Genomic DNA, 20,966 nt, shown 5'->3' with positions numbered 1-20,966 from the left:
AAGCCTCAGCAAACTGCCAAGGCTCTGGTCGGTCTTCCTTTTTTGGAATTCCGGACGGTCATGGGTCAAGGTTTTAACGCGCCGGCTCGCTCTTACTGAAGCGGGCTGGCAAGCAGACTCAGCTCGGGATGGGCTTCCAGTGCCTCCCGGCAGTGCTCACAGGTTACCTTCACCGTAACCTCTCCGTTAAAATCATACGCTATTATATCCCTGCGTTCCTCGGGGGTCAAGGCGTCAAAACCGAGACGCGCTTCAGATATCCCTATCGAATCAATAACTCCCTGATGGGAACGACAGTGCCTGCAGATATAGTTTATCGCCATCTTATGCCTCCTGAGGGTCGTTTATACCCCCAGTATGCCCGTTTCGGGACACTTTCAGACAGCTGTGGACCGCTTGGTTATCACCATGTCATCAACCATTAAATTTCTGCATCGTCTGTTCGAACGTATGATCCAGGCTGTACTCCAGCGAATCACAGGTCGACTGAATCATTTGGCCAAGCAGCTCCTTCTCTTTCTTCGGGAACGCTCCTAGTACGTAATCCACCACGGCGTACCCCGGTTCTGGCCTGGAGATACCCATCCGCACCCGGTTAAACGTCTGTGTTCCCGTGTGCTGAATGATAGATTTGATTCCGTTGTGTCCGCCGGCACTTCCCTGATAACGCAGCCGAATCCGGCCAACCGCCGTATCCAGGTCATCATAGACGACGATCATGTCCGAAAGTTCCGCTTTATAATAATCCATATAGGCGCGGACGGCTTCACCGGACAAATTCATAAAGGTCATCGGTTTGATCAGTATCGTCTTCGTGCCGTTAATCAGTCCCTCAGCTACGACAGATTTGAATTTATTCTGGTTGAATGTCATACCATGACGGGAAGCAAGTTCGTCCAGTGCCATAAATCCGACGTTATGGCGGGTTTTTTCATAAGCTGGGCCCGGGTTACCAAGGCCGACAATCCATTTCATAATAGATTATTCCTTTCTTCCATAGTGCTGAATGCAGAATCTGCTGGATTTTCGCTTTCTTCTTGAACGTATTCTGAGTACAATATGAACAAAGACATAATAAAGTCATCGAACCTTACATAAGAAGGTGGAGCGCCATTGAATAACGACAAACAGATGTTAACGCACCACAGTCATTTTCAATATCACATGAAGCATGAAATTCCGGTACAAGTGTACGAGCAGGGGATACACATCAGTCTGGGCTGCATTACGGCCGTTGAACCGCAATTCGTTGAGATCGAAGGCATGCTATTTAACCGCAATTCGTATACCTTTATCTCGAGGCCCGGGTACTAACCCGCTCCCGCATAATATGAAAGCGTTTCCTCGTGCGAGGATTCATTCAATAAGATATCGCTATATAGCCGACAAGGGTTACATTTCCCGGACTGGAAATGTAACCCCACGGCTTGTTATTATTCGATTTCGAACAATTTGCTGATCGACAGCTCTTCATGTACGCGAATGATGGCTTCGCCCATTAATGGAGCTACAGACAATACGGTCAGCTTGCTGCTTGGATTGGGATGAGCGATCGGAATGGTATCTGTGACGATCACTTCTTTAAGCGGCGAATTTTCCAGCCGCTCCATAGCGGGTCCCGACAGGACCGGATGTGTACAGCATGCGTACACTTCCTTGACGCCGCCTTCCATCAAAGCGTTGGCACCCAGAACAATCGTGCCAGCTGTATCAATAATATCATCAATCAGGATGGCCGTTTTGCCTTCAATGTTACCGATAATATTCATGACTTCACTGACATTCGGCTCCGGACGGCGCTTATCGATAATCGCCAGCGGTGCATTGAGGAAATCTGCCAGTTTGCGGGCGCGAACCACGCCGCCGTGATCCGGGGATACCACCACCGGGTTCTCGATTTGTTTGGAACGGAAGTACTGGGCAATAATCGGAACGCCCAGCAGATGATCGACCGGGATATCAAAAAATCCCTGGATCTGCATGGCATGAAGGTCCATCGTGATTACGCGGTGTGCTCCGGCTTTCTCAATGAGGTTCGCCACAAGCTTGGCTGTAATCGGATCACGGGAACGTGCCTTGCGATCCTGTCGTGCATACCCGTAATAAGGGATCACAACATTAATGCTTTTGGCAGATGCCCGTTTCAATGCATCTACCATGACGAGCAGTTCCATCAAGTTGTCGTTGACCGGTCCGCAGGTGGACTGCACGATATATACATGGCAGCCGCGGACACTTTCGGAGAGCTTGACTTGAATTTCGCCGTCACTGAAGCTGGTTGTCAGGGATTCACCCATCGGAATACCGATATAATCGGCAATCTGTTGAGCCAGCTTGGGATTGGAGTTACAAGTGAAAATTTTTAATTTGGAATCAAGATAAGTCATAGAATAAAAACCCTCCGTGCTGGTTCAATGTGTGCTGCTGCCGATCACTGCGGCTTGGACGATGATGAATTGTTCTTTTTCGCCTGAGCGCGGGAGCGGATTTTCTCGGCATAACCCGGCTTATTCTCCTGCCGAACTCTGGCAATGGCCAGATCATTTTCCGCTACGGAATGAGTAATCGTGGATCCGGCAACAACAAATGCGCCTTTGCCCACTTTCACCGGTGCAACCAGGTTCACATTGCTTCCGATGAAGGCATCATCTTCAATTTCGGTCATCGATTTATTATAACCATCGTAGTTGACTGTAATCGCGCCGCAGCCGACATTCACATTCTTGCCTACTTTGGCGTCACCAATATAGCTCAGATGAGATACTTTAGAGCCGTCATCAATCGTGGCATTCTTCACTTCCACGAAATCGCCGACCTTCACGTTCTCTCCCAGCTTGGATCCTGGCCGAAGATATGCATACGGCCCTACGGATGTACCGGAACCTACAGATGCTTGGGACAGCACCGAATATTTCACCATTACCCCATCCGCCAAAGTCGAATCTTCAATTTCACTGTTGGGGCCGATTACACAATCACTGCCGATCACAGTCGTGCCTTTCAGCACGGTGCCCGGGTACAGGGTGGTGTCGCTTCCCACGGTCACATCAGCACCGATGTAGGTGGATGAAGGGTCGATCACGGTTACGCCATTCAGCATATGACGTTTTGCGATTCGCTTACGCATATGGTCTTCCGCTTCTGAAAGAGCAAACCGGTCATTTACGCCAATCGATTCTGCTTCATCGGCGGTTTGGTAAGCCAGCACCTTATCCCCGGCCTGTTTCATAATGCCAATGACATCGGTCAGATAATATTCCTGCTGTGCGTTCTGATTGGTTACATTCTCCAACGCCTCAAACAGCTTTGCATTGTCAAAACAATAAGTTCCTGTATTAATTTCGCATACCGCATCTTCTTCGGGACTGCAGTCCTTCTGCTCCACAATGCGCAGCACAGCGCCTTTGTCTCCCCGAATCACGCGTCCATAGCCTGCAGGATTGTCCATATCAGCCGTCAGAATGGTAGCTGCAGCCTGATTGCTTTCGTGCAGCTCCAGCAAACCCTCCAGCGTTTCTGCTGTTACGAGAGGTGTATCTCCACAGATTACAATCGTGGACCCCTGTTCCTGCCCGAGCAGCTCTTTCGCCTGCTTTACGGCATGACCAGTTCCAAGCTGCTGTTCCTGCAGTACATACTCTGCTGAGTCACCCAGATAGGATTGTACAGCTTCAGCTCCGTGTCCAACAACGACCACGGTACGTTCTGATTTCACTTGTTCAACCGTATGCAGCACATGACCCACCATCGGTTTCCCGCAGACGGGGTGCAGCACTTTATATAATTTGGATTTCATTCGTTTGCCCTGCCCAGCGGCTAAGACGATCGCTAATCTTTTCAAGGGTCCTGCCTCCTCCTCTTGAACTCACTACTGAATATATATCATTCTAGAAAAAAAGAAAAGAGAGCCATGGGTATGGCTCTCTTTTCCTCGAACCCCAATAGTAAACTTAAGCGCCTTCCTCGATAACTTCCTCTTCGGTGGCTGCACGCTCGTACTCAGCCAATACAGCGGACTGAATCTTCTCGCGGGTACCCGAGGAAATCGGATGAGCGATGTCGCGGAATTCTCCATCTGGAGTCCGCTTGCTCGGCATCGCAACGAACATACCGTTATTCCCGTCGATGACTCGAATGTCGTGAACGACAAACTCATTATCGATGGTAATGGATGCGATTGCTTTCATTCTCCCCTCAGAGTTAACGCGGCGGAGTCTGACATCCGTAATTTGCATTGTGTGTTCACCACCTTTTTCCATCAGAGACTTGGTGTATAATTCCACACAGCAAATACGAATTCCTTCTTTTCCTGGAATAAAAATGTCCTAAAATCAGGAATTTTTTTTAGAAAGTGATATTTTCGACAGACTTCGTGCCTATTCGTTTGAAAACGCTATTTTATCGACAAAAATTGCCCAGGTTACTCTTTAAAATAATTGCCGCGCTGCACTGTAATCATTTTGGTTCTCGGATCTACATCTGTCAAACAGGCCAGTGATACATAATCCTGCAGGAGTCTCTCCTGAGATCCCACAGCACCGGATTCCACCAATACGCCTACTCCGGCAACCTCAGCATTAAACTCTGCCAGCAGATCAACCATGCCTTGGATGGTACCGCCTGCTTTCATAAAATCGTCTACAATGAGCACACGCGACCTTTCCCGCAGTGCCCGCCGGGAGAGCGACATCGTATGTATGCTCTTATGGGAGCCTGAGACGTAATTGATACTTACGGCTGACCCTTCTGTCACTTGATGATCCCTGCGAACCAGGACTACCGGAAGATTAAGCTGGGCGGCCGTCGCATAAGCAAGAGGTATCCCTTTGGTTTCAACGGTCATCACGACATCAATCTCACGATCTGCATAGGCCGTTGCAATCAGCTTGCCCGCTTCATTCATCAAGGAAGGCTGGCCCAGCAAGTCGGACATATAGAGGTATCCGCCCGGAAGAATCCGGTCAGACTGCTGGAGCTTCCCGCACAGCTCCTGGACAAAAGCAAGGGCGCGCTCATGACTCAGCTTCGGTGTATACCGTACGCCTCCGGCTGCACCTGCCAATGTCTGCAGTTCACCCAATCCTTCATCCTCGAACACATCTTTGATGATGGCCAGATCCTCACTGATCGATGATTTCGCTGCCCCATAGCGTTCTGCAAAGGTGGTCAGTGGAATCAGAGTGTGCGGCTTGGACAATAAGTACTGGGTCATATCAACCAGTCGTTCACTTCGTTTTAATTTTTTCACGTAGGTTCCTCACTAAATCCGAATATTATACAGTCAATATAACACTTTCGTACGTCTTTCTACAAGGACCTATGTAACGAACCTGCTGGAGCCGTACTTATGTGAGCAGCCTGACGGCGTACACCTCTTTGCAAAAACCACGCAAACCGTTATAAATGCGGGCCACCTTGGACTCCTTGGACACAAGCCCGAAAACCGTAGGGCCGCTGCCGGACATGAGTGCTCCATCCGCTCCCAGTCTCAGCATTGCATTTTTCAGCTGCTGTACCTCCGGGTGCAGCTTCAGCGTAACCTCTTCCAGCACATTGCCCAGGTTATTGCACATTTCGGTAAAGCTCCCTGCCTGAAGCGCTGCAACCATATTTTTAGACGAGGGATGGGATGCAATGTGTTCACTTCGCAGCTTCCCGTACACTTCGCCTGTGGATACATTAATCGGCGGCTTGGCCACCAGAACCCAACACTGGGGAGGATCGGGGATCTCTGTCAGCACTTCCCCCCGCCCTGTTGCGAGCGCGGTGCCGCCTGTAATGCAGAACGGCACATCCGAGCCGAGCTCAGCCCCAAAGGACAGCATTTCCTCAAGCGGCATATTGAGGCCCCATAAACGGTTCAGGCCGCGCAGGGTGGCCGCAGCGTCGCTGCTGCCGCCCGCAAGGCCGGCAGCGACCGGTATTTTTTTATCCAGGTGGATATGCACGCCTTTACGCACCCCGTACCGGTCCTTGACCAGCTTGGCGGCCTGAAAGGCAAGATTTTTCTCATCCAGCGGTATATAGCCCGCCTGGCTTGTAATCATGATCGTATCCCGCGGCTGATCCGACATCTCCAGCCTGTCAGCCAGATCAATCATCGTCATGACCATCTCCACCTCGTGGAATCCGTCCGGTCTTTTATGCAGTACGTCCAGCATCAGATTAATTTTGGCTGGAGCTTTTTCGTATATTTTCAACACCGTTCACCTGTCCTTAGCATTTCCCTTAAGCACAACTTAACACATCAGGAGAAAAACTTCTAATGCCTTTATATTAGCAAACCGTGACGCTGAAGTCATTTATATCTAAAAAACGAAAGGACCCTCCGCATAGAAGGACCCTTTCCTTGTGTGACCTGATGAATTATTGCTGTGAACCACGTGCTGCCCGCTCTGCAAGCTCAATTGCTTTTTTGACCATGTTGCCGGCATCGCTGGCCTTAATACCGCCCCAGCCTTCTTTTTGCACAGTATCGTAAAAACCCAACTCTTTTGCCAGTTCTGTTTTCAGCTCTTCCGACATCATGCTTCTTCTTCTCCGGCTCATCGTCAAATCCGCCTCCTTGAAATGGTGTTGGGGGTACCTGTCTTAGTATGCTCCCGGTACGTCCCCTCATTCCTCCCCATTCATGGAACTTCATACAGACCTAAAAACAGCCCCCGTAACCGGAGGCTGCCTGACATGACAAAAGTTATGATTTGATATAGGTGATCTGCATCTGGCCTTCTTCGTCAAGAACGACGATTTCAACCGTCTCGGTCAATATATCTGCATAACTGTAAGATACACGTTTAAAGGTTTGCTGGTCCTGATCCAGCTTTACGATGAAAACAGAAGGGTAGGTTTCTTCCAAAACACCAGTACGCTCAACGGTCTTACGGCGACCACCGTTAGCCCGCAGCGAAATTTTTTGCCCAAGATGAGCATCCAGACTGCGTTTGATATCCAACAGCGCATTTTTAGCCATTGTCGACGACCACCTCTTTCCTTGTCCATTATACCGCCCTTTAATAACAATGTCAAATCAAAACCATTAATTATATCAGCAACAAAAATTCGTTGTCAACGATTTTTTTTGCAGCCTCCATATCATGAGCGGAGAATCGTTATTATGCGCTGAATCGACACCAATTATTCCTAAAATATGAAAGCAAACAGCTTGTCCTCATAAAAAACTGCCCTTCTCCACTCTATATGAGCAGAACAGGACAGCTTTAATCTTGATTTCAATTTTGGAATAACCTAACTGACAGAAGGTGTCACCTTCAAAGTGGATAGATCATGGAGGCCCGGCAATCCGATCCGGTGGCTCCCGCGGGTTTCAATTCCGCCGACGCCCTGGCTTCCACTGATGGTGTTATGCAGCACATCATTCATATTGATGGTTTCCCGGACAGAGGTATACGCTGCCTTGGCAGCCACATACACGGGATCCAGGGCATGAATAAGCACCCGCCCCGGTGAACTGGCAAAATTGGCCCCGGACTGCACCAGTGCTTCAAAATGCGACTGACAGGCTCCTGCAATCACGATCAGGGCATCCAGATTGCGTTCATATTGTCTCGCCGTCTGAATGGCCTTGACGAAGCTGTATGAATTTTTATAGCTCTCCAAACTGTATAAATCATAAGGCTGCGGCCGTTTCAGCACCCCGTCATGGCCGGTAATTACTACAATATCGGGGCGCACTCTGGGGAGCAGCCGGAACAGGGCATCCGCCATCGCGGACTCATGGACATGATGACCCTCCGCCGGTACACGCAGCTGTTGATAGAGCGCCATACTTTTTTTGAGATACATGGGATCTCCATCAAGATGAAGCACTTTGCCAGGCACGTCAAAGTATCCCTTGTCACTGTTCTGTCCCCATTCGTCCCGCAGATGAGCCATTCGGCGCTCACTCTGCTGCTGCCGCTCCTGCTTAAGCCGGGTCAAGGACTCGTTCGCTTTAATCTGTGCCAGCTTGGTACGTTCGCTCATTGCAGGATGCGCTGCACGCACGAGATCTGCAAGGGGCGCATCGGCCAGCAGCCGGAAATCCGTTCCCTTGATCACAGCCGTATGTGTGCGCACGTCCTCCACCCGGAACGTAATATCGCCGCCATACGATCTACGAACGACCAGGTCTCCTAAATTCATCTCAGCATCCCCCCTGCCTCTATCCTATGGGCGTATGCCGGGTTTGGTTCATGAGAACGTCAAATAAACCCAAAGCACGGGGCTGCTGGGTTTATTTTATTAAATTTTGATGTTTACCGGATACCTGCTTGCAGGAACACACGGCTGAGAACCGCGTACTCCTCCATACTCAGCGTCTCACCCCGGCGTGACGGATCGATCTCTGCCTGTTGAAGCAGTTCTTCCAGCCGTTCGCGGCCTTCTTTCGGAAAATACCGGCTTTTCAGATTGTTCGCAATCGTTTTTCGTCTTTGGACGAATGAAGCCTGCATGATTTCAAAGAAGTGGTCTTCATCCTCTACCTCCACAGCAGGCTTGTCCCGTACTTTTAAACGGATGACCGCTGACTCTACATTAGGCTGGGGAATAAACACGGTATGCGGCACTGTACACACCAGCTGGGGCTCACAGTAATACTGGACAGCAATACTCAAACTTCCATAGTCCTTGCTTCCCGGTGAAGCAGCCATCCGCTGTGCCACTTCTTTCTGGATCATGACGACGATGTTCTCCAGCGGCAGCTTCTCTTCCAGCAGCTTCATCAGGATCGGAGTCGTCACATAATAGGGAAGATTAGCCACAACACTGACGCCGGATACCCCTTCAAAATGTCTTGCAAACAGATCCTTCAAATCGACCTTCAGCACATCACCCTGCTCAACAGACACATTAGGATAAGGAGAAAGAACTTCCTCCAGAATTGGAATCAGACGCCTGTCAATTTCCACGGCTGTTACTTTGCCTGCAGTCTGGGCGAGTTTTTCCGTCAAGGCACCGATACCTGGTCCTATTTCCAATGCACCCTTATCTGGCGTTAAATGAGCAGCTGCAACAATATTGTGCAAAATATTCTGGTCGATCAGGAAATTTTGGCCCAGACTCTTTTTGAAAGAAAATCCGTGTCTCGCAATAATTTCCTTGGTCCGTTTCGGTGTAGAAATCTCTTCTGTACGCATTATTCATCGCCTCCCGCTTCCAGCACAGCCAGCGCAGCCGCAAATTCCTCTGGTGTAATCTGAAACATAGCCAGCCTCTTCATAAGCTGTTTACCGTTACAATACCCGATGCCAAGTATATTACCCAAGACCATCCGCCGGGCCGCTGCCTGGGGATGCACCATCAGGCCGGCATCCATCACATCTTCAAGGCTGATCATACTTGGCGCGCCCTCAAAAGACGTATGCACACGCGATAAGGCGGCCTGAATGGCCTCTGGCCTGGCATTCTCAACCCCGATATCCCCTTTTCTTGTTGCATCGGCTTCCGGAATGAAAGCATGCTTACAACCCGGCACCTTGGCGTCAATAATTTTGCGGATACGCTCACCCGCATGGTCCGGATCGGTCAGAATAATAACCCCGCGGCGTTCCTGAGCCAGCCGGATTTTAGAGATCACAGCGCGATTCACCGCCGAGCCTCCGGTTTCAATCGTATCGGCTTCCACAGCCCGCTTGATGGCAACCGTATCGTCTCGTCCTTCCACAACAATGACTTCCTTTATCATCTTGTTACATCTTTCCTTCCCAAAACAAAAGAAGAGGATAAATATCCTCTTCTTAGCATCTAAAAATGGTTATATAAATAGTATCGTATTTAGCATGGCAATGTAAAACAGAAATGATACTCTAGTTCAGCTCCGGTTTTACCGGACCAATGACATATACTTTGCCTCCGTTTTTGCGTCCGAAATTCAGCGCTGCGCGGAGAGAATCGTAATATACATCGATTTTATTGCCCTTGATGGCACCGCCGGTATCTTCAGCACGTCGGAAGCCAATGCCCTCGATGTATACCCACCAGCCAATCGGAATGACATTTGGATCGACAGCAATCGTGCGTCCTTCCGTTACCCGTGTTCCTGAAGCAGTCCGGGTACCGATGCCAGGCTGTTCCGATGAGTAGGCTGTCATGGAAACATTGTTCAGCACTTTTTTATATTGAAAGTCTACGCCCGCCTTGGAAGCCACATTGCTCGGTTTGGCAGCAGGTGCCTTCTTCACAGCAGCCTTTGGCTTAACAGGTGCTGCCTTTGCAGCCGTACGAGTCACTGCCGGTTTCTTAACAGCAGGCGCCTCGGTATTCTGTTTCACTTGTTCCTTCTTAACGAGTACAGGCTCTTCTTTCTCAATGACAGGCTCAGGCTTAGGCACAACTACTTTTTTGGTGCCGACAGCGATCACTTTATCCTTGGTCTTGCGCTGTACTTCCTTGGATACCACTTCTTTGGATACGAGCTTCCCATCTTGGTATACCTTCTCGATATGATGAACGATAATACCTGGTGCGCCGGCCTGAATGACCCGGTTATCCCCTTTTACCAAAGAGGGATCTGCGGTTTTGATAATCCGGAAGGAACGCTCCTCGGTTTCTTTAACTTTTTGTTTCGTGACACGAATGATACGAATATCGGTTTGCGCGGATAATTTGCTATCCAGCGAAGGACTTACTTTATCTTCACCCTGGATGGTAACTCCAGCTTCCTGAAGCACACTTTCTACAGTACCCTGGGTAGTAAATACGGTGTCGGTTTTGCCGTCTGCGGTTACTGTTACCGGAATCGCCCGGTTAATAACAATCCGATCGCCATTCTGGAGACTTCCGTTCAACGGCATGGAAACATCATCCTCCGGTTTCAGGGAGATTGCCTGCTCCTCCAGCACATCATGCAGCAAGGCTCCGTGTGTTTCCACTGTAGTCACTCGTCCGTCGACCACTAGCTGAATCTCTTTGCCCGACTTGTTATGAATAATCAGCAGTACGAGCAATGTAATCGCGATGGCGCCAAAGGCGGCCAGCATAAGGTGACGCAAAAAGTCATGCTTCCATCGTATTGCGTAAGACATGCTGGATGATTGTGAATCATGGGTCTCTTCTGGTTGAAAAACGCCCACTGCTTCATCCTCCTTCATAGTCCCGCCGTCTAGGTAACGCATGATTGCATATGACGCGACTATAGCAATTTTGGCTCACAGAGTGCTTCAAGATGAACCTGCACCCTGTGTTACTCCCCGTCTGTTCGTGCATAAGGCTGTCACCTCCCGTTTAACCATGGGTATGATGACATACTCTCCGATATTCAAAAATAAAAAAAAAGCCAGTGAAAGAGTGATAGAGACTCTTCCGTGGCTTTCCATCATTCCTAAAAACGGATTGGATGCACGAGTTTGCCCCTCTTACTAGCGCTTACGGAGTTAGCTGTCGGGTTCGGACGTAAGAGAGACGCCCTATCTCGAGTCACCCGCTCATGGCGGTTGCCCTCAAATTCACCCCAAAGACCCGAAAAAGAAATCAAATACATCGTTCCAGCCTTATGTATAGCCCTGCCAGATAACTTTGTATCGGTTCCCCCGTTCTCCGATACCGGAGATTAAGCGAGACGGATTGTAAAATCAATCGGCTGTTTTTGAATTCCAACAGCTTCTTAGTACTGAAAAGATGATACTCCCTTTACATGCAGGTTGTAAAGCAACATTCAACCACATTTTTTCAGATAAATAGTTAAATTATTGTAATAATCGTGACGTTTTTGGTTATAAAATCTTAATTAATCGAAAATGCTCACTTTTACACCGCTTTTGCTCCCGTTTTCTTTAAATACCAAATCGTTCCAGTGCATTTCGGGTCGTAATTTCACCAAGTTCTTCCAGAGACAGGTTTTTAATGTCAGCCGCCTGCTCCGCTACTAATTTCACGTGAGCTGACTCATTTCTCTTCCCGCGGAAAGGATGAGGCGTCAGGTAGGGGGCATCCGTTTCGATCAGCAGACGGTCAAGCGGCACCTTCGCGAGCACCTCTTTAGGCTGTTTCGCATTTTTGAACGTGATGGGACCGCCGAAGGAAATGTGAAAGCCCATATCCAGACATAACTTGGCCGTCTCCCAGCTTCCGGAAAACGAATGCATCACGCCTCCCACTTCTGATGCCTTCTCCTCTTTCAATATTTTAACAATATCCTCATGGGCATCCCGATTATGGATCACAATGGGCATGTTCAGTTCACGAGCCAAACCGATCTGTTTACGAAAAACCTGCTGCTGTACGTCCTTGGGAGAAGTATCCCAATGATAGTCCAGTCCGATTTCTCCGATCGCTACGACCTTTTCATGGCTGCAGAGCGAAGAAATCCATTCCAGATCATCATCTCTCATCGTAATCGCGTCCACCGGGTGCCACCCCACCGCCGCGTAAATAAAATCATAGGACTCTGCGAGCTTCATCGTTGTTGGAATGGTTTCCCGGTTAAAGCCGATATTGATCATTCGTGTCACTCCGTTATCTACCGCCCGCTGAATCACTTCCTCGCGGTCCTCGTCGAATTGCGGTGCATCCAGATGTGTATGGGTGTCGAATAGCATAAAATATCTGCTCCTCTCTTTGTCGAATATCGTATTAATCGTGCTGGAGACCCGGGGCAAGCAGATCGGCCACTTCCTTTGGCAGATTGGTCCAGGCTTTCTTCAGCTTGTCCTCCGGATAGTACAAATGATATCGTCCACGCTGAATCCCGCTGATCGAGCGCACAATATCGGATACTTCAGAGATTTCCCGCAGCCGGTCATACCGGTCTAACAGTAAAATTTGTTTATCACTCGCCGGTGAATCGGAATGAAATTCATCATAAGGAAGATCTGTTGGAAAATCAATTTCGAGATCATATTCCGGATGCAGTCCGGCATGTTCAAAGGCTTGACGGATGGAGTCGATAGTATGCAGGTCTATCGTGTCGATTTCCGCATATTTATAAAGCCTGCGATGCATGAAACGACTGCATAAATCGCGGAGAAGTTCATCCTCTTCTGTGGTCCACTGCAAAAATGCCGTCTGGATAAGCGCTTCATCCAAACGAAGGTACTGACTAACCGTAAGATTACCTTCAAATAAAGACGGGAGGGGATCCACCATAAATGCAAAATCAAAGCTCTGCTCAAACAGTTCTTTTGCCCTGCGGAATATTTGCCTTAATATAATTTCCGAGCTGCGGGTTACAGGGTGGAAATAAACCTGCCAGTACATCTGGTAACGAGACATCAGATAGTCTTCTACGGCATGCATGCCGGATTCCTTGACCACCACGCGGTCACGGTAGGGCCGCAGCATCCGAAGAATCCGGTCAATGTCGATTGTCCCGTAATTTACACCCGTATAATAGGCATCACGCAGCAAATAATCCATTCGGTCTGCATCCAGAGGGCTGGTAACCAGATTCATAACAATCGGCTTTTCATAGGTTTTATCAATCACAGCGGCTACTTTATCCGGAAACTTAGGATCATGGCTCCGCAAAATTTCATTGATACAAGTGTCGCCCAGAAGAATTTTACAGGTCCAGTCCTCGTGATTCATTTGAAAAGCTTCTTCTATAGAATGGGAGAAAGGACCGTGTCCTACGTCATGCAGAAGTGCAGCACATAGTGCGACCAGACGCTCCTCCTTCGGCCAGTCCGGATAGCCGCTTCGTTCAAACTGTGAAATAATTTTCCGTGTGATTTCATAGACACCCAGCGAATGTGAAAACCGGCTGTGCTCTGCCCCATGAAAGGTCAAATACGATGTCCCCAGCTGCCTTACACGGCGCAGACGCTGAAATTCCGGGGTGTTGATGAGACGCCAAATTAAATCATCCTGGACATGAACATAGTTATGAACGGGATCCTTGAACACTTTTTCTTCTGTAATTGGCAAATGCATCGTCTTCATCATCTCCATAATCAGACTTTTGAAAGAGCTTTCCACTACTTTTGACGCATATTGTCGCATTATGTCGAATTAGGTAAATTGTCGTCTTCCAAATCGACAAACCTTAATGTAAGCTTAAAAACACCAGACATTTGACACTTTTGTGATAAAAACAGGCTTGAACTCACTATATTTTTGTTAATAAGTGTTTTATTCTCAAAAAACAGGTTGACTGTTTTGGGAATCGTTGGTACTATTAATAACATAAAAGATAGAACTATGTCGAATAATGACTTTTTTAAATTATGGCGAGAGGGGCTTGAATCAGTTATGATGAAATCAACAGGTATTGTAAGAAAAGTAGACGAGCTAGGACGGGTTGTTATTCCTATCGAACTTCGCCGTACTTTGGGCATTGGTGAGAAAGACGCTTTGGAGATTTATGTGGACGGCGAGCGTATCATGCTTAAGAAGTATGAGCCTGCGTGCATATTCTGCGGAAACGCTGAGAATGTCACTTATTTTAAAGGCAAGATTGTGTGCCATGAATGTGTATCCGAAATTCCATCGCCTGTAGCCAACTAATATCCTCTCTTATATAGGCAATTTTACATTTTGTTAATTCGAACCTTTTTTTATATCTCCTTGAGCCTCTCTACTTGCCGGCTTCGGCATTTGAGAGGCATTTTTTTGTTTGTATTCTTTGGCGTCCTGCTCTACAGGACTTAAAGAAGGGCGTTGTAAATATCCCGCTTTGATACGCCCCGGTCGGCTGCAGCTTTTTTCATCGCATCCTTACGGGTTTCTCCCCGGCTCTCGTAATGAGCGACATGATCTTCTATGGACAGCTGCTGCCACCACGCATCCCGCTCTCGCTGCTCGTCTTCCAGATTACCTCCTTCTACCACTATGCAGTACTCACCCAGAGGCGGATGTTCATCCAGCCACTCCATACACTCTGGCAGAGTCCCCCTGACAAACTCTTCATACCTCTTGGTCAGTTCACGGGCCAGTACAACCTGACGTTCACCCAGTGCTTCATACATAAACGACAGCGTCTTCTTGATCCGGTGCGGTGATTCATAAAACAGCAGGGAGCCTGCTGAAGCTGGCAGCTCATGCAGCAGTTCCATGGCGTCTTTCTTTTCTCTGGGAAGAAATCCGATAAACGTGAAGCGTTCGGTAGATAAACCGGAGGCAATCAGAGCCGAAAGAGCAGCATTCGCTCCCGGAATCGGAATGACAGCAATTCCCTTGGCCAAAGCGAGTCTCACCAGGTCGCTTCCAGGATCCGATATGGCCGGCAGACCGGCATCGCTGACGATCGCTGCATTTTTTCCTTCTATTATATAACGTATAATCTCAGGCCCGCTGGCTGCCTTATTATGCTCATGGTAGCTGAAGAGCTGCTGTGGCTGTATGTCAAAATGAGTGAGCAGTTTTCGGGTCTGCCGGGTATCCTCTGCAGCGATAATATGACACTCCCGCAGAATGCGTATCGCACGATAGGTCATGTCTTCCAGATTGCCGATCGGTGTCGCCACCAGATACAAGGCTCCCGAGCCATCTGTCCGGGAAGCTGCGAAGCTGCTTTGAGAAGTCGCACTCATGAAGGTTCCTCTTTTCCATAATAAATTTCCATCAACTCCGGACAGTATGTCCCTTGATCGTCATACACAATCAGCGGCGGCTGCAGGCGCACCTCCGGCTTTCCGTCCCGGATGCACTCGATTAGCACCATGTTGGCCTCAAGGCCGGCACGGGGATGGACAAACCGGATCACTTTCGGTTCCAGCCGATACTTATGCATCATCACGATGATTTCAGCCAGACGGTTCGGTTTATGCACCATAGCCAGCTTTCCTCCGGACCGCAGCAGCCGGGCTCCCGCCTGAATGACCTCCTCCAGCGTACAGTGAATTTCATGCCGTGCTATAGCCTGATGAGTGTTCAGCTTCATATCACTGCCATTGAGCGGCATATAAGGTGGGTTAACGGTAATGTAGTCATACCCACCATATCCCACTTCCTGGTGCAGCTCACGCAGGTCCCCCATCCTCATCGTAATCCGCTCTTGCAGCCCGTTCATCACTATGCTTCTTTGGGCCATATCGGCTAAACGAGGCTGAATCTCGATTCCTTCGATGACAGCCTGTGTCCGTGTGGACAGAAGCAGAGGAATCACGCCATTGCCGCTGCACAGATCCAGCACCTTTCCGCGCCGGGGCAGGCGGGCAAACTGTGCAAGAAGCACAGCATCCATAGAGAAGCTGAATACTTCGTCACTTTGTATGATGCCCAGTTCATGGGTCAGCAGGTCATCCACCCGCTCGGTTGCGCGGAGTTCTGTTTCTTTTTTCATAGTAATCCCTATCCTTTGACAGCTTGATGTATAGATGGCAGCATTCGAAAAAAAGCCGTAGGCGCTGAATATCCTACGGCTTTTTATAGATCAGGTGATATTAAAATTCACTTATTCAAGAAAGACAAGCAGAATAGACAATCGCCTTCTGTCCGCAGATGTCCATAGTAGACATTACAGATATGGAAGCCCTCATGATATAAACGGGCCAGATTATCATATCCTTCTCCGACCAGGTCTTCTCCGCTACCCTGCATCGGGATGGGAGAAGGCTGCTTTCGGGATGTGGAAGGTTTATGGTCTGCCGGTTGAACTTCTCTCTTCAACACTTTACGGAGCTGTTCATTTTCCAGGCTGAGACGATGGTTGTCTTCCAGCAGTTCCTTGACGATCTGTTTCAGTTCACCCAGTTCACTGTTCATATGTCCCAATTGAGACTCCATCTCTTGAATGCGCATAAAAATGTTTTTCTTCTCCAAGATTACACCCCGAAAGTAACCGTTCTATTGGTCTACTTGACGACAACGTCATCCAGTGGAAGTTCCTTGACCTTACCGATATCAAATAATTGTACATGTACGGTCCGTTTGTTCGCATTAATTCCGACTACCTTGCCATCACCTAGAGAAGTAACGACAATCTTGCCGGTAGAAGGCAGTTCTTCCTTAACGCTCTCATAGTTATCATGCTCAAATTTCAAGCAGCACATCAATCTTCCGCACAAACCGGAAATTTTGGTCGGATTCAGTGACAAGCTCTGATCCTTGGCCATCTTGATCGATACGGGTTCAAAATCACCCAGCCAGGAGGAGCAGCACAGTACCCGGCCGCAGGGTCCCAAACCGCCGAGCATCTTGGCTTCATCGCGAACGCCGATCTGACGAAGCTCGATCCGGGTGCGGAAAATGCCCGCCAAATCCTTCACCAGCTCACGAAAATCGACACGTCCCTCTGCAGTAAAATAAAAAATGATCTTGTTGCGGTCAAAGGTGAATTCCACATCCACCAGCTTCATCTTCAGTCCGTGATCACGGATTTTATTTAAACAGGTTGTGAAGGCATCCTTCGCCGCCAGCTTGTTCTCGTCCACCACTCGGGCGTCACTATCGCCGGCAATGCGGATCACTTTCTTCAGAGGAAGCACCACATCACATTCCTGAACCTCTTTCTTCCCGATTACCACTTGTCCGTACTCAATCCCCCGGGCCGTTTCGACAATGACAAAATGTTCTTTGTCCACGGGCAGATCCAGCGGATCGAAATAATAAATCTTGCCCGCTTTCTTAAAGCGGACACCCACTACGCTGTACAAAAAATAAACCCCCTTGATTAGCCTTACCTATTGGCCGTTTGCGGGTACTACAAGTTGTCTCACTCCGGAGCCTCGCCCATACCCATTAACAATTGCTCGAGACAGAGCTGTCCGTTGACATTATAGCGTAATTTCTTCTGACACTCTGCGGCCAAATCCATGCAGGAGACCCATTGTGATGTGCTGCGGGCTGACGCATGACCGGAGATAAATTCACTCTGATCTATGAAAACGAGGCAATCCTGCCTGCCGTACTGGACATAAATCATATCTTTGAACCATAAATGGAACAAATTGAAGAGCATGTCCAAATGCTCTGAGAGTCCGGATTTGAACACCTTCTGACTCGCTGTAATCATAGCCATGCCAGAGCGGTTCAGAGACTCCTTCCCTAATTGTAACACTACGTTTCGGATTTCTGCAAACCAATTCTCATTCAAAATCGCCCTGCAGCCCTCTAATCCGGAGGCCAGATGAACGGCACAGCGGACCAATACCGCAGGATATTCCTCCTGAACAAGAATCTTTTCCATCATCCCGGGGTCCAGCTGCCGGAAAGGAACCTGCTGAGACCGGGATTGTATCGTCGGAAGCAGCGCCTGTCCGTTCTCGGCAATCAGAATGGCCACTGCAGGCATCTGCGGTTCCTCCAGAAATTTCAGAAGACTGTTGGCCGCCTGAACGGTCATTTTATCTGCATCATCAATAATATAAACTTTCGGATTGTTCTTCTCCGAACGGTATGAAAAAATCCGCTGAAGCTCGCGGATCTGGTCAATCTTTATACTGGCACCATCCGGTGAAATTCTTGTCAGGTCCGGGTGGTTGCCATGATCGACCTTGCGGCATTCCAGACAATGACCGCATGCATCATCTTCACTTTCGGTACAGAACAACGCTTTGGCAAAGGTGACGGCTGTCTCCAGCTGCCCCGCGCCTGCAGGTCCGCTAAACACATAAGCATGGCTCACCGCTTGACGCCTTAATGCGTTCTGCAGCAGCTGCTTGGCAGATTCCTGCCCCAATATATCATTAAAAGACATAAGTCCTCTCTCTTTCCAAATCATCTCTATCTTTTAAAATTCCATATTAATCAACATGCCTCGAATTTCTCCGATTTTGCCCAATAGTTCAATTTTTCCCTGTTCTGTTTCCAGCAGCTCATCCGCCATGGAGAGCAGCATGGAATCAATCGCATCAATGACGTTATACCGCTTACTCCGGCCCCGCCGGTCCCATCCTCTTGTTTCTTTCATCTTCACGCCGCGCCGTACCGTTTCTTCCAGAAATCTTTTGACCATGAAGCGGTAAGCTTTTAACTCGCGAATGGTCATCGCCCTGGCGAGACGATCGCCCTGCATCGCAATTTCACGCATTTGACGGCCCAGCTCTTCACTGGTAGCCTGTTCTCCCTGCTTATACATAATATCAGAGAAGGATTTCTGCTGGACAGGCTTGGTGCTGTTATCTGCAACCGGTAACTCGCTCTTCAAGGGCCTGAAGCCCGGATTGATCTTCAACCCCGTTCACCACCTTGTTTCTAATTATAATACCACAGCTGCTGAGCATGGTTCGTGGAGACATTAGGGTACACTTGCAGCAAACGACCCCACTATAGCAGCTCAGCAGCAGGTTTTTGCCACTTCACGTATATTAGAAATGCTCAAACCGCTCAACAGGAAGCACAAATACCGTTGCACCGCCAACCTGGACTTCAACCGGAAGCGGCAGGTAGGAATCGGTCGTACCGCTCATCGGTGTAACCGGGGTAACCAGCTGTTCACGTACTTTACAGCTGTTGCGGATCACACTCATCACGCTTTCCACCTGAGTATCGTCCACCCCGATCATAAATGTAGTATTGCCTGCTTTCAGAAATCCGCCAGTACTCGCCAGTTTGGTTGCCCGGAAATTCGCTTTGACCAGTCCTGCTGAAAGACGGTTGCTGTCCTTATCTTGTACAATCGCAACGATCATTTTCATATGCAATGTCCCTCCTTGTTATCATCGGCATTTCTACAAGCCGTATGTCTATTATTAGACATAGCCTATCAAAAACCCTTTAAAACCGTACGCTCTAACACGGAAATCATTTCCCGTTCGACCATAACCGGCGATTTTGAAGCATCAATCATCTGAATACGATCAGGATCCCTCTCAGCGACCAGACGGTAACCCTCCCGGACTTTACGGTGAAAGGCCAGGCTTTCCATATCGAGCCTGTTGAACTCCCGCTCACCATTGGCTGCAATCCGGGAAAGTCCAATCTCCGGGTCAATATCCAGCAGCAGCGTCAGATCCGGCATGCGTGAACCGATAGCAAACTGATTGAGATTCCATACTTCCTCTATCCCGATGCCGCGGCCTAATCCCTGGTAGACGAGACTGCTGTCGATGAAACGGTCGCAGATTACCGTTAGCCCTTCAGCAAGTGCGGGCTCGACCTTCTCTACAAGATGCTGCCGCCGGGCCGCTGCATACAGGAGTGCCTCCGTACGTGCATCCATACTTGTGTGACTTGGATCCAGAATGACAGATCGTATTTTCTCCGCAATCTCGATGCCTCCAGGTTCTCTGGTGAGAAGATAGGGAATGGAATGATTCTGAAAATAGGCGGACAAGCGGCCGATCATCGTTGTTTTTCCAGATCCCTCCCCTCCCTCGATGGTTATAAACAATGGTTTGCGGTTCATGGACTGACCTGCTTTCCTGAATTTTTAAACACGCGTATGGTACCCAGAGCCGGATCTTCCGGACCCTGACACTTGGCCCCTGCATCTCTTAACAGAACCAGCTGCTCAGCCTGCTGTGATGTGATGATCTCTCCCTGATAGAGCAGCGGAATGCCCGGAGGATACGGAATGATCATCTCTCCGGCGATCCTTCGTGTACATTGCTCCAGCGGGATGGACTCCATCTGGCTCCGGTCTGGCGGCGTCAGATGAAAGGAGACCGGATCTGTAAAGGGACGTGAAAGCTTACAATTGTTCCACGTGGAAACATGCTGCGATGCGGTGATCTCTGCGCTATTTCGGGTGGAGTTGTGGCTTATGGCGTCTGCTTCAGGCAATGGATGAGAGGTGCTTCTAGCAGCATCCGTCTTCTCCTCCTGCTCCAGAATATGCTGAAGTGCCCACAAGAGGTGATTGGCATTCTCCACGGTCGAGCCAATCGCAAAGAGCAGGACGACGCGCCGCTCGTCGCTCATCTCCGGCACACAGCCGCGCTCCTCCAGCGCGCGCTGGAGTGCATAGCCGCTCAGGGACCCCGTGCGGTCATATATGACCGCTTTGAAGGGGTCCTGGCGCGTGTACGCCGCCGCCGTATGGCTGTGGCGCGGCGGCAGGGCTTGTCCGCCGGGCGCTGCTGCGCCGCCAGCGGCGGTCCGGGGCTGCGGCGGCTGCAGCAGCCCGAGGCGCGGCAGCCGCTGTGCGA

At 49.3% G+C, this 20,966-nt stretch carries 26 protein-coding genes and 1 riboswitch; of the genes, 2 read left to right on the top strand and 24 right to left on the bottom strand.

The annotated features are described in order from the left end of the window. Positions 1-92 precede the first annotated feature (92 nt). Both HII30_RS18460 and pth read right to left on the bottom strand, forming a co-directional pair. Positions 93-323, bottom strand: coding sequence for an anti-sigma-F factor Fin family protein (locus tag HII30_RS18460; protein WP_169506519.1), 231 nt, complete (start codon positions 321-323; stop codon positions 93-95). A 91-nt stretch (positions 324-414) separates the two neighbouring features. Further along, positions 415-975, bottom strand: a complete 561-nt coding sequence (pth, locus tag HII30_RS18455) for an aminoacyl-tRNA hydrolase (RefSeq protein ID WP_169506518.1) — start codon at positions 973-975, stop codon at positions 415-417. A gap of 138 nt (positions 976-1,113) precedes the next feature. On the opposite strand from pth, the gene HII30_RS18450 reads away from it, so the two are divergent. Then, positions 1,114-1,314: a hypothetical protein gene (locus tag HII30_RS18450; RefSeq protein WP_169506517.1), complete on the top strand. Its 201-nt coding sequence runs from the start codon at positions 1,114-1,116 to the stop codon at positions 1,312-1,314. A 119-nt stretch (positions 1,315-1,433) separates the two neighbouring features. Here HII30_RS18450 and HII30_RS18445 read toward each other — a convergent pair whose 3' ends face one another. From HII30_RS18445 to HII30_RS18385, 13 genes are all read right to left on the bottom strand, one after another. Beyond that, positions 1,434-2,387 carry a ribose-phosphate diphosphokinase gene (locus HII30_RS18445; RefSeq protein WP_169506516.1) on the bottom strand — a complete coding sequence of 318 codons (954 nt, stop codon included), beginning with the start codon at positions 2,385-2,387 and terminating at the stop codon, positions 1,434-1,436. A 44-nt stretch (positions 2,388-2,431) separates the two neighbouring features. Next, positions 2,432-3,841 (bottom strand): bifunctional UDP-N-acetylglucosamine diphosphorylase/glucosamine-1-phosphate N-acetyltransferase GlmU, encoded by a 1,410-nt coding sequence (gene glmU, locus HII30_RS18440; RefSeq protein ID WP_169506515.1) that lies wholly within the window; start codon positions 3,839-3,841, stop codon positions 2,432-2,434. Positions 3,842-3,950: 109 nt separating this feature from the next. Then, a complete protein-coding gene (gene spoVG, locus HII30_RS18435; RefSeq protein ID WP_006207419.1) occupies positions 3,951-4,235 on the bottom strand; it encodes a septation regulator SpoVG in 285 nt (94 codons plus the stop codon). Between the two features lie 185 nt (positions 4,236-4,420). Continuing rightward, the gene (gene purR, locus HII30_RS18430) at positions 4,421-5,248 is read right to left on the bottom strand and encodes a pur operon repressor (protein ID WP_169506514.1); all 828 of its coding nucleotides are present in this window, start codon (positions 5,246-5,248) and stop codon (positions 4,421-4,423) included. A gap of 97 nt (positions 5,249-5,345) precedes the next feature. Continuing rightward, positions 5,346-6,200, bottom strand: coding sequence for a 4-(cytidine 5'-diphospho)-2-C-methyl-D-erythritol kinase (gene ispE / locus HII30_RS18425; protein ID WP_169506555.1), 855 nt, complete (start codon positions 6,198-6,200; stop codon positions 5,346-5,348). Positions 6,201-6,366: 166 nt separating this feature from the next. Then, positions 6,367-6,549: a small, acid-soluble spore protein, alpha/beta type gene (locus HII30_RS18420; protein ID WP_169506513.1), complete on the bottom strand. Its 183-nt coding sequence runs from the start codon at positions 6,547-6,549 to the stop codon at positions 6,367-6,369. A 145-nt stretch (positions 6,550-6,694) separates the two neighbouring features. Continuing rightward, positions 6,695-6,970: a biofilm formation stimulator Veg gene (gene veg / locus HII30_RS18415; RefSeq protein WP_169506512.1), complete on the bottom strand. Its 276-nt coding sequence runs from the start codon at positions 6,968-6,970 to the stop codon at positions 6,695-6,697. A 275-nt stretch (positions 6,971-7,245) separates the two neighbouring features. Then, on the bottom strand, positions 7,246-8,142 hold the full coding sequence (gene yabG / locus HII30_RS18410; RefSeq protein WP_169506511.1) for a sporulation peptidase YabG: 897 nt from the start codon (positions 8,140-8,142) through the stop codon (positions 7,246-7,248). 113 nt (positions 8,143-8,255) lie between these two features. Beyond that, positions 8,256-9,137: a 16S rRNA (adenine(1518)-N(6)/adenine(1519)-N(6))-dimethyltransferase RsmA gene (gene rsmA / locus HII30_RS18405; RefSeq protein ID WP_169506510.1), complete on the bottom strand. Its 882-nt coding sequence runs from the start codon at positions 9,135-9,137 to the stop codon at positions 8,256-8,258. Continuing rightward, complete coding sequence (rnmV, locus tag HII30_RS18400) at positions 9,137-9,685, bottom strand: ribonuclease M5 (RefSeq protein WP_169506509.1); 549 nt, start codon at positions 9,683-9,685, stop codon at positions 9,137-9,139. Before rnmV ends, rsmA begins: the two co-directional genes overlap by 1 nt. A gap of 121 nt (positions 9,686-9,806) precedes the next feature. Then, positions 9,807-11,072: a ubiquitin-like domain-containing protein gene (locus HII30_RS18395; protein ID WP_169506508.1), complete on the bottom strand. Its 1,266-nt coding sequence runs from the start codon at positions 11,070-11,072 to the stop codon at positions 9,807-9,809. A 274-nt stretch (positions 11,073-11,346) separates the two neighbouring features. Beyond that, positions 11,347-11,565, bottom strand: a riboswitch (cyclic di-AMP (ydaO/yuaA leader). 206 nt (positions 11,566-11,771) lie between these two features. Next, positions 11,772-12,536, bottom strand: a complete 765-nt coding sequence (locus tag HII30_RS18390) for a TatD family hydrolase (protein ID WP_169506507.1) — start codon at positions 12,534-12,536, stop codon at positions 11,772-11,774. Positions 12,537-12,570: 34 nt separating this feature from the next. Continuing rightward, positions 12,571-13,869 carry an HD domain-containing protein gene (locus HII30_RS18385; protein WP_169506554.1) on the bottom strand — a complete coding sequence of 433 codons (1,299 nt, stop codon included), beginning with the start codon at positions 13,867-13,869 and terminating at the stop codon, positions 12,571-12,573. Positions 13,870-14,187: 318 nt separating this feature from the next. Between HII30_RS18385 and HII30_RS18380 the strand changes: the two genes are divergently transcribed. Continuing rightward, on the top strand, positions 14,188-14,442 hold the full coding sequence (locus HII30_RS18380; RefSeq protein WP_138223913.1) for an AbrB/MazE/SpoVT family DNA-binding domain-containing protein: 255 nt from the start codon (positions 14,188-14,190) through the stop codon (positions 14,440-14,442). A gap of 140 nt (positions 14,443-14,582) precedes the next feature. Here the strand turns inward: HII30_RS18380 and rsmI are convergent, their stop codons facing one another. The 9 genes from rsmI to HII30_RS18335 all read right to left on the bottom strand — a co-directional run. Next, complete coding sequence (gene rsmI, locus HII30_RS18375; protein WP_169506506.1) at positions 14,583-15,467, bottom strand: 16S rRNA (cytidine(1402)-2'-O)-methyltransferase; 885 nt, start codon at positions 15,465-15,467, stop codon at positions 14,583-14,585. Next, on the bottom strand, positions 15,464-16,219 hold the full coding sequence (locus HII30_RS18370; protein ID WP_169506505.1) for a tRNA1(Val) (adenine(37)-N6)-methyltransferase: 756 nt from the start codon (positions 16,217-16,219) through the stop codon (positions 15,464-15,466). Before HII30_RS18370 ends, rsmI begins: the two co-directional genes overlap by 4 nt. A gap of 107 nt (positions 16,220-16,326) precedes the next feature. Next, positions 16,327-16,698, bottom strand: coding sequence for a DNA replication initiation control protein YabA (yabA, locus tag HII30_RS18365; protein ID WP_169506504.1), 372 nt, complete (start codon positions 16,696-16,698; stop codon positions 16,327-16,329). A 32-nt stretch (positions 16,699-16,730) separates the two neighbouring features. Continuing rightward, the gene (locus tag HII30_RS18360; protein WP_169506503.1) at positions 16,731-17,531 is read right to left on the bottom strand and encodes a PSP1 domain-containing protein; all 801 of its coding nucleotides are present in this window, start codon (positions 17,529-17,531) and stop codon (positions 16,731-16,733) included. A gap of 59 nt (positions 17,532-17,590) precedes the next feature. Beyond that, positions 17,591-18,574 carry a DNA polymerase III subunit delta' gene (gene holB / locus HII30_RS18355; protein WP_169506502.1) on the bottom strand — a complete coding sequence of 328 codons (984 nt, stop codon included), beginning with the start codon at positions 18,572-18,574 and terminating at the stop codon, positions 17,591-17,593. A 33-nt stretch (positions 18,575-18,607) separates the two neighbouring features. Further along, entirely contained in the window at positions 18,608-19,051 is a 444-nt protein-coding gene (locus tag HII30_RS18350; RefSeq protein WP_169506501.1) for a YaaR family protein, read from the bottom strand. 133 nt (positions 19,052-19,184) lie between these two features. Then, the gene (locus HII30_RS18345) at positions 19,185-19,514 is read right to left on the bottom strand and encodes a cyclic-di-AMP receptor (protein WP_169506500.1); all 330 of its coding nucleotides are present in this window, start codon (positions 19,512-19,514) and stop codon (positions 19,185-19,187) included. Between the two features lie 68 nt (positions 19,515-19,582). Then, positions 19,583-20,224: a dTMP kinase gene (tmk, locus tag HII30_RS18340; RefSeq protein WP_169506499.1), complete on the bottom strand. Its 642-nt coding sequence runs from the start codon at positions 20,222-20,224 to the stop codon at positions 19,583-19,585. Further along, on the bottom strand, positions 20,221-20,966 hold a 746-nt coding region (locus HII30_RS18335), incomplete at its 5' end, for an Orn/Lys/Arg family decarboxylase (protein ID WP_484549381.1). The genes HII30_RS18335 and tmk, both read right to left, overlap by 4 nt.

The organism is Paenibacillus lemnae (assembly GCF_012933385.1).
In the GTDB taxonomy this organism is placed as follows: Bacteria; Bacillota; Bacilli; order Paenibacillales; family Paenibacillaceae; genus Paenibacillus_AQ; species Paenibacillus_AQ lemnae.
This window is presented reverse-complemented; position numbering and strand designations above follow the sequence as displayed.